At 43.2% G+C, this 8,890-nt stretch carries 6 protein-coding genes; all 6 read left to right on the top strand.

The annotated features are described in order from the left end of the window. The first annotated feature begins 142 nt into the window (after positions 1–142). Positions 143–274: a hypothetical protein gene (locus BWI44_RS10760; RefSeq protein WP_259297084.1), complete on the top strand. Its 132-nt coding sequence runs from the start codon at positions 143–145 to the stop codon at positions 272–274. Positions 275–332: 58 nt separating this feature from the next. Further along, a complete protein-coding gene (locus tag BWI44_RS10755) occupies positions 333–3,299 on the top strand; it encodes an autotransporter outer membrane beta-barrel domain-containing protein (protein ID WP_286813339.1) in 2,967 nt (988 codons plus the stop codon). A gap of 210 nt (positions 3,300–3,509) precedes the next feature. Next, positions 3,510–4,625 (top strand): GumC domain-containing protein, encoded by a 1,116-nt coding sequence (locus BWI44_RS10750; RefSeq protein WP_195210047.1) that lies wholly within the window; start codon positions 3,510–3,512, stop codon positions 4,623–4,625. A gap of 24 nt (positions 4,626–4,649) precedes the next feature. Beyond that, positions 4,650–6,314 (top strand): ABC transporter ATP-binding protein, encoded by a 1,665-nt coding sequence (locus tag BWI44_RS10745; RefSeq protein WP_286813333.1) that lies wholly within the window; start codon positions 4,650–4,652, stop codon positions 6,312–6,314. Then, positions 6,304–7,167 carry a hypothetical protein gene (locus BWI44_RS10740; protein WP_278707486.1) on the top strand — a complete coding sequence of 288 codons (864 nt, stop codon included), beginning with the start codon at positions 6,304–6,306 and terminating at the stop codon, positions 7,165–7,167. Before BWI44_RS10745 ends, BWI44_RS10740 begins: the two co-directional genes overlap by 11 nt. A gap of 91 nt (positions 7,168–7,258) precedes the next feature. Beyond that, positions 7,259–8,890, top strand: a 1,632-nt coding sequence (locus BWI44_RS10735) for a PD-(D/E)XK nuclease domain-containing ATP-binding protein (RefSeq protein WP_286813328.1), incomplete at its 3' end; no start/stop codon positions are given.

Raw genomic sequence — 8,890 nt, 5'->3', positions numbered from 1 at the left:
TGTTTCTTACTTTGCAGGCTGAAAGGAGCTTTTACTATGCTTATTTATATAGTAGGAATAGCGAATTTTGCAAGGGATGAGTTCGATTTATAGAATGATGAGAATAACATATTGATATTATTAACAATTAAATTTTGTAGTTATGAAAGTAGAAAAGGAAATGAAGTATGATGCTCCGGAAGTGGAAGTTCTGGAAGTAGTTGTAGAATTGGGATTCGCAGCAAGCGGTCCGAATGCAGGTGGTGCAGATGACTCCGGCCTTCCTCCTCTGTAATGGCAGCTGTGGAACTAAAAAAGATGATCGAATAACATTAAACATTAATTAAATGAATATGAAAACAAAGAATGTTCTCTTTGCTTTGTGCTTGCCGATAGCTTTTACGGCTTGCCAAAATGAAGAATTTGTGAAGGACTATTCACAAGAATTGAAAAATAGAGGAGAAATAGACGTCATTCTCTCTGCAAGCTACCCTAAAGTGGGGAACTCTGTTGATACACGTATGAGTGCTGAGGAAAGCGGAAATTCTCTGTCATTCCTTTGGGAACAAACGACTGATAAACTGGGAGCTGCAATGATGGATGAAGAAAATGCGGGAACTGTGAACGGTGCTGCAATTTACAACAACTATCCGTTTATCGCTCAGAGTAGTGGTGCAACCTCTACATTTGCATCTCCTTCTTCTATAACAAAAGGTATCTATCTATTCTACAACAGCTATAAAGATGTATTGGATCGTGAAGCATTGTCTCTGTCGTTGCAGACTCAGGAATACGATCCGACAAGCGCAAAGACTCCTGCACAACAGATGGCTAAATACATGAATATGGTGGCTCCCATGGTGAACCTGAATGAGGGTATCAAATTGGCCGACGCTGCTGCATTCAATTTGCCGCTTGAATTTGTAAACCTCTATACACCGGTGAAAGTACCTGTACAATTCACGAATGCACCAGAGGGAACAAAACTGACTAAAATTACTATTAATGGTGGAAGTGACTTTGTGTTAGGGGGAGAGTTGAATCCTAAGGTTTTAGCTGGTACTTCTAATGTTAATGTATTAACAGTAACAGACGGAGTTATCGATGCAACCAAGATGGCTAAAGCTAAAGAAGCTATCGAAACAATTGTACAAGCAGGTTCTGATGCTGCTGGTATTTATACGACGACAGTTAAAGACTTGGTTAAGGGTGCTGCTGAACTGTCTATCAAAGGCGGTATAGCTTTAGGAAATGACAAGGTTCAGAATTTCTGGATTTTGATTCCAAGAGGCAAGTACACCTCTTTGAGAATCAATGCAGAAACTACGAATGGAAACATGATTGCGAAGACTATTGAAGTTCCGGCCAAAATAGATGGAACTGAGAAGAACCCGCAGGATTTTACTTCCGAAACTCGCGCATTGAACACAATCGAACTCGATTTCAATGCCGGAGGAAATGTAGAACAGCCGTATGAATTCACTATCAATAGCACAACGGATTGGAATAACTATATCCAATATGTAAAAGATCATCTTGAATCTTATGTAGGACGCGATATTACATTTACTATTGGTGCAGGCAAGTCTGTTTACGTAACCAGCCTTCCTACATTTGGATTTGTATTGGCGGGTGGTGACGTTTCTTCCAAACTTATTTTTGGTAAAGAAGACAAGACTGCAGTTACTGCTCAACTCGATTTGTCAGGCATTACGATGGGCTCTAATGTGAACTTTGAAGTAGGTGAAAATGCAACTGTTACGCTCAGAAAGGCGCAGAAAAAGGATGATATTGCTTCTTTGACCAATAATGGCACACTGACTATGGAAGCGACTTCTGCTATTACTGCTTTAACTAACAATAAGACGTTGAACTTCGGCTCTTCTAAGACTACTCCTACTTTGACAGTAGCTAAGGTAAATAATAAGGTGGGGGCTACAATAAATGTAAAGACTACTACAGCGTTTACTAATTATACTAATGAAGCGAAGACTACGACTGCTGCTGCCGCTAAAATAGTAGTAGAGGAAGGGGCAAGTTTAGACCTTAAAGCAAATGAAAATGCAGGTGTCATTGAAAATCATGGTACTTTAACGAATGCAGCTGGCTTCACAAATAATGGTACAATTGATAATTATGGTGTTTTGACAGTTACTGTCTCTACTTATACTAATGCTGGTACGATTATTGCCCGCGATGGAAGTGAATCAAATAATGGGGAGATAACTAACACTAATGGTACTGTAGAGGTTATGAATCCTAGTACTTATGCAGCATTGACTGGTGGTAAGCAGTATAACATTAATGGCGGTACAACAACTGCTGTCGTTACCAACCGTAAAGATTGTCTTGCTGCTATAGATAAGTCAATGAGCGTTACGCTGAGTGGTGGCGAATGGTCTATTGTAGAGAATGCCGTTACTCCTGCTGAAACAAGCCGTGATTTAAAAGCATCAGAGATAACTGCGGACTTGAACTTACAAGCTGACCTGAATGTGAAAGAAACTGCTGCTTTGAGTGAGAGAACTTTTACTGTAACCGGTACATCTACTATCAAGGCAGTTGAAGGGAAGACATTGACTATTAAGAAATTGGACGTTGCCAAAGGTATTACAGCAACAATTGCTGCAGGTGCAGAGGTAATTGTACCTAATGCAAGTGTAGATGAAGTTGCTTTTGACGTAAAGGGCACATTGATTAACAATGGTACGTTAACTACTCCTGAACTAGGTAGTGCAGTTAGTAGTACTAGCGATATTAAGAAATTCAATATTTCTATTGCCAGTGGTGCTACATTGACCAACAATGCTATTATCGGTGGTACGCAGAATACGCAAGCTGCCATTACTGTAAAAGGTAACTTGGATAATGCGAAAGGTATCATCTATGGCACTAACAATATTACTGATGCTGAAAGCTATAAGAAAGGTACTGTTTCTAAATTCCCGAAAATCAAGACAAGTGCAGAGGAGATATCAGGATTTGCTGGTGCTACAGAAATTGAAGCTACTGGTAATGTAACTGCTATTCCGCAGAATGTAAATATCAAATTTACAACTGGAACACCTGATTTGGATATAGTTACCGCCGGTAATTATGGAGAACTGACATTTACCGCTGATGCTGGAATTAAGTCAAGTGCAACTGCCAACGAAGTTATAATCAGTAAGATTACAATAAGTTCAGGCGTGACTTTGGCTGTTGACACAAGCAACGCTGGAAATACGTTCATTTGCAATGACCTTGTAAACAATAGTGGTACTCTCACAAATTCAAACAGCAAATTACTGAAATCTGATAAGACTACTCCATGGAGCTAAAAAGTCCCGTGAAGTAACCACCTTCATTCGTTAATTCAATAATAGTAAGCGAGGGTGTCCCCTATAAGGACATCCTCGTTTTGATATACCGCACAGAGTAGGTTGAGATAAGTGCTCAGGCATGATACTTACCAAGTATTTCATCAGCAGTGAAATGAAAGAATGATTTTAACCGACTCTAAGACAAATATCATAACTTAAGCGAAATATATGTACGAAAAGGATTTCTCCGACAAGCAGGAGACTGACTGGCTTAAACTCGCCACAAAAGTCTGGAATTCCCGGATACTGATTTTTAAAGTCTGTAGCATTGGTGCTGTTGTAGGGATAATCATTGCCCTTGGCACTCCCAAAGAATATACGGCAAGTATATTTGTGGCTCATGAAGATCTCCACAAACGTTCTTATTCGGACATCAGTGCATGGGTCGGCATGACGGGTAATACGAACTCTTCCACAGCCATTGAGAGAGAGGCCCTTTACCCTTCCCTCTATTATTCCATTGCCACTTCCACCCCCTTTCTTCTCCGGCTTTTCAATACTGAGATACACAGGCAGGGAGACAGCACCACAATGACCCTTGCCCAATACCTGAAAGAATACCAGAAAGCACCGTGGTGGAGTTCCATCACTTCGGCACCCTCCAGACTGCTGGGATGGTGCCTGTCCCTGTTCAAGAAAAAACAGAAAGAGGAAAAAATAGAAAAAGGAACTAAATCAGCACCTTTCTGGATAACCCGGGAAGAGGCCGGTATAGCCGGCGCCATCGCTTCCAGATTGAGCATTGAAATAGATCAAAAAAAGAGGGCGATAACCATAAATGTCACAATGCAGGACCCGCAGGTTGCTGCTATTGTGCTGGACACTATACAGTCACGCCTGAAAACATATATGACAGAATACCGGACAAGCAAGGCACGCCGGATATTGGAATATAACGAAAAGCTCTGCAGAGAAGCACAGGCAGAGTATTATGCCGCCCAAGAAAAATATACTCGGTATGCGGATGTTAACCAAGGACTGGTGAAATTGACTTCGCGTGCCGAGTTGTCCAGACTGCGAAGTGAAATGGATTTAGCCTATTCCATCTACAATCAAACAGAAGTGCAAGTGCATGCGGCGAAAGCAAAAGTAAAGAAGGTTGCTCCGGTATATACCGTCATTCATCCTATAATGGTTCCACTAAGTCCTTCGAAGCCCCGGAAGGGGTTGGTCATCGTAATGTACATTTTGCTAAGTGGTGTAGGAAGTATTGGTTGGGTGTTGTTTGCGAAAGATTTTATAAGAAACATCAAAAGGATAAAAACGATGCCCGGCAAGCAGTAGACAAAAGCTAATAAAGATGAATCGATGATTAGAGTAATAATTCAATTGCTGCCTAAAGGGCAACGCAAGCGGGGTATATGGGTGGCTTTTTCGGTCTTGCTGCGTGCCATCCTTGATTTTGCAGGAGTGGCAGCATTAATACCGATACTGCTGGTAGTAATGAAACAGAATGGAGGAAGAGGCATGATGCTGGCACTGTGTGGGGCTGTACTGCTATTTGTATTGTTGAAGAATGCTCTGGTGGTGTTTCTGGCACGTGTACAAAGCCGCTATCAATTGGAAATATATCGTGACTTTAGTAGGCGGATGTTTGCTAATTATTATCATCGTGGATTGCTTTTCCTCAAAGAAAAGAGCAGTGTGCAGTTGGGGCATGAGGTGAATTATGTCTGCTATATGTTCTGCTCAGGAGTGTTAGCTCCTATTTTTCGCATGGCAGGAGAAGTAGTGTTAGTACTGCTAATGGTGTCGGCGCTTATTGCCTGGGAACCGCTTGCCGGATTTTTGCTTTGTGCGTCTTTTCTGCCTCTGGCCGGTCTGTATGTGGGTTTGGTACGGAAGCGTTTACGACGCTATGGCATGGAGGAGTTGGAAGGACGTCGCAAGCAGAGCCGCACGGTGGTGGAAGCTTTCCGGGGATACTCTGAGTTGGAAATAGCCCGGGCTTTTCATACTTCGCTTGCTTCTTTCGAACAAGGTATGGAATTTATTGTTCGTAACCGTCTGCGTATGGAAGTGTACCAGCTTTTTCCGTCATTCCTCCCGGAAGTGGCAATAGTAGGTGGACTTGCCTTGCTGATCGGTACAGGAAGCGGTGATTTGGGGCTGGTGAGCGGTGTGTTTGCAGTAGCAGCTTTCAGGCTGATTCCTGCCGTGAGAGCTGTATTGAACAGTTGGGTGACACTTCAAAATGTTTCGCATACTATAACAGTAGTAAAAGAGGGCATAAGTGACCGGCCATGGCAAGAGATGCAAAGTGAAATGCCTTTTACCTTCAAGCACAGTATTGAACTACACAAGCTCGGTTTTGCTTTTCCGGACGGACATGCACTTTTCGGCGGTTTGAATCTAAATATCCATTGTGGAGAACGTATTGGAATACGTGGAGCAAGCGGTTCGGGGAAATCGACTCTCTTTAACTTGATGCTCGGCTTCTTTCCACCTACATCCGGTGAAATACTGATTGACGGTAGGAAGCTGACCTCTGCCAACCGGAGTGAGTGGCATAAGCTGGTGGGATATGTGCCGCAGGAGATATTTATTATAGAAGGTACGCTTGTTGATAATATAGCACTGGGACAATCTCTAGTTGACCGAACGAAAGTAGTACAGGTCTTGCAGCAGGTACAACTGAAGGAATGGGCAGATGAATTACCACAAGGGTTGGATACACCATTAGGCGAATATGGCAGCCGTTTATCCGGCGGTCAGAAACAACGGATTGGCATTGCACGGGCACTTTACAAGGAAGCTGAAGTATTGTTCTTTGATGAAGCCACTTCCGCTCTGGACAACAAGACGGAACAGGAAATTAATCATGCTTTGGAAATACTTTCACTACAGCATCGGGAATTGACATTGATTGTCATAGCCCACCGTGAAAGTTCGTTAGCTTTTTGTGACCGGATATTCGATTTGGATAGTGGAAAAATATATATACTAAAGAAAAATAACGAAGATGATACATGATTATTTGATAGCCGGACACCGCATCCGGGTGGAAGGTGAGAGGCTGGTACAGGCGGTAGATGCGTTAACAGGCTTTATCCCCTTTAAAGTAATGGCAGATGGCGAGCCTCTTTGTCACTTTGTAGAGTCTACCACGGAAGCACCTTTATTTGAAACAGTGCTATATACGAATGAGATTGATGGTATTGTCAGCCATTTTGGCCGGTATAATAATGGCTTTCTCTTCGTAATGCTGCCTCCTGAGGGTGAAGCACTTGAGCTTTGGCTGGATAAAAACAAGCAAGTGGCCAGTTTCAAAGGTAATTATAATCTCCGCCTGCTTCGGTTTGCATGCTGGATTGCCTATGGAGTGGTTACAGTACCTTTCAAAACAGTGGCTATCCATACCAGTACTATTGTGTGTGAGGGTAAAGCGATTCTCTTTTTGGGAGAAAGTGGTACGGGTAAGAGTACTCACACCCGTTTGTGGCGCGAAAACATACAAGGCACTGTTCTGCTGAATGATGACAGTCCTATACTTCGCATCATAGACGGAGAACCATGGATATATGGCAGCCCATGGAGTGGAAAGACACCTTGCTACAAGAATGAAAGTTATCCGTTGGCGGCTTGCGTACGATTGTCGCAAGCTCCATTTAATAAAATAGAACGGCTAAACGTAGCTCAGGGCTATGGAGCCTTGCACCCTTCGTGCCCACCTGACTTTGCTTACAGCGATGAATTGTATGATTACATCAGCGGTATTTTGAGCTCTCTGCTCTCTGCTGTACCGGTTTATCATCTGGCTTGTCTGCCCGATGCTGATGCTGCGTACCTCTCCCATGATACGATCTTCGGAGTATGTGGTAAATAACGGTATCCGATTGTAACTATTTCAAGGTCTTCGTAGAATTTGCAATCATTTTTATTACCTTTGCTTTGTAGAATATTAAAAGCAGGCAGTTATGAAGGCATTACCCTACGGATTATCGGACTTTCCCCGCATCAGGTGCGAGGATTACTACTATGTGGACAAGACCCGTTTCATCGAAATGCTGGAACGGCAACCTCCCTACTTATTTCTGATTCGCCCCCGCAGATTCGGTAAGTCACTGTTTCTGGCCATGTTGGAGGCGTACTACAGCATTGACTATGCCGGTAGATTTGAAGAGTTGTTTGGAGAACTATATATCGGGCAACATCCGACAAAGCGACATAACAGCTACATGGTTCTGCGCTTCAACTTCTCTGAAGTCAGTTCTAAGTTGGAATTTGTGGAGCGTTCGTTCTGTGAGTATTGCTGCATGGTGATGAAGAATTTTATTTTAAAATATGAACACCTGTTGGGCAGTGGAATATGGGAGGTTGTTAATCCTGACGAGACAAATCCAGAACAGATGCTGGCTGCCCTCAAGGAGTACGTCAGCCGCACGGACTGCCAGCGCATCTACCTGCTGATTGACGAATACGATAACTTTACTAACACCATCCTTTCTTCTTATGGGCAGGAGCGTTACCAGGAAAAGACACACGGCGAGGGTTTCATCCGCGGTTTTTTCAACAATATCAAAGCTTCCACTTCCAATGCCGGTGCTGCCGTGGAGCGTCTCTTTATCACAGGAGTGAGTCCCATTACAATGGATGACGTTACGAGCGGTTTCAATATCGGCACGAATATCAGCATGTTGCCGCAGTTTAATGATATCATCGGTTTCAGCGAGGATGAAGTACGGAAAATGATTACCTATTACAAAGATGAAAACGCACTGCCGGAAGATGTTACTGTGGATAGGCTGGTGGAACTGATGAAGCCGTGGTATGACAATTACTGCTTCTCGGAAGATAGTTTGGAAGAGCGGATGTTCAATTCGGATATGACACTTTATTTTCTTAATAGTTATTTACAATTGAAGAAGGTGCCCAAAATGATGGTTGACAATAATATCCGGACAGACTACAACAAACTCCGGCATCTGGTGCAAATAGACAAGACGTTCGGTGTGAACGCCTCTGTTATCCAGCGAATAATAGCGGAAGGCAGTATAACAGCACAGATCTCCACTTCCTTTCCGGCTGAAAAGATGACTGATACGGAAAACTTCAAGAGCTTGCTGTTCTATTTCGGAATGCTATCCATTCAAGGTACCGATTTTGGTAGTGCCATTCTTGGTATTCCGAACCTGACTGTACGTGAACAGCTTTATACTTATCTGGTAGAAGCCTACCGCGAAGCAAAAATGTTCGATCTGGATCTTTCTTCTTTTTCCCGTCTGGTGAAAGGAATGGCTCTTCGTGGCGAATGGGAGACTGTCTTCCGTTTCTTCGCCCGCGAATTGGAACGGCAGAGTGCTATTCGTGAGTTCATAGACGGAGAAGCCCATATCAAAGGCTTTCTGCTTGCCTATTTGGGACTGACACAGGGATATATTCTCTTCCCTGAACACGAATCTTCCAAAGGTTATGCCGACTTCTACATGATGCCGGACTTACTGCACCAGCCGGAGATCGCCTATAGTTATATTGTAGAGGTGAAATATGCCAAACGTGATGCTTCGGAGGTGGAGATTGCTGCTTTGAAGAAGGAAGCCGCTGAACAG

The organism is Bacteroides sp. Phil13, assembly GCF_001940965.1.
GTDB lineage: Bacteria > Bacteroidota > Bacteroidia > Bacteroidales > Bacteroidaceae > Bacteroides > Bacteroides intestinalis.
Note: the sequence above shows the minus strand (reverse complement) of the source record. Positions and strands in the feature narration are given on the sequence as shown.